Source organism: Brachyspira pilosicoli, from assembly GCF_019402445.1.
Taxonomy (GTDB): domain Bacteria; phylum Spirochaetota; class Brachyspiria; order Brachyspirales; family Brachyspiraceae; genus Brachyspira; species Brachyspira pilosicoli_B.
Window position 1 is genome coordinate 1 of sequence record NZ_SRZM01000412.1, and the last position, 402, is coordinate 402.

1 protein-coding gene is annotated in these 402 nt (G+C 25.4%); it reads right to left on the reverse strand.

What is annotated here, in order from left to right:
- On the reverse strand, positions 1–348 hold a 348-nt coding region (locus E6A48_RS11490), incomplete at its 3' end, for a Gx transporter family protein (RefSeq protein ID WP_219710447.1).
- Positions 349–402: the final 54 nt, after the last annotated feature.

Consider the following 402-nt stretch of genomic DNA (forward strand, 5'->3'; position numbering starts at 1 on the left):
TACACCTAAAAGAGAAAAAATGTTTCTAAAATTTCTCATTAATTTCATTACTATAACAGACATAATACCACCAGTTATGCCAAGATAAAACGGCGGGGTGAGAATATAGGCAAATACTATAGCAACAGATATGTTTTTTATAGCTATCATAAGAAGAAGCTCTTTTAAATTAAATGAATCTAAAACCATTAATATAATAATAAAAGAAAACCCAATCCTAAAATATGGTATAGGTCTTGGAAACATATTTTCTATTGCCGCAATAAACGAAGATAAAAAAGCAAAAAATATTATATCATAAACTCTTCTTTTTCCAGTATGTGTTTTAATTTCTTCAAAAAGTGTCATATATTAAAAAACCTTTATTTATAACATTTATTGTACAACAGAATCTATTGTTAT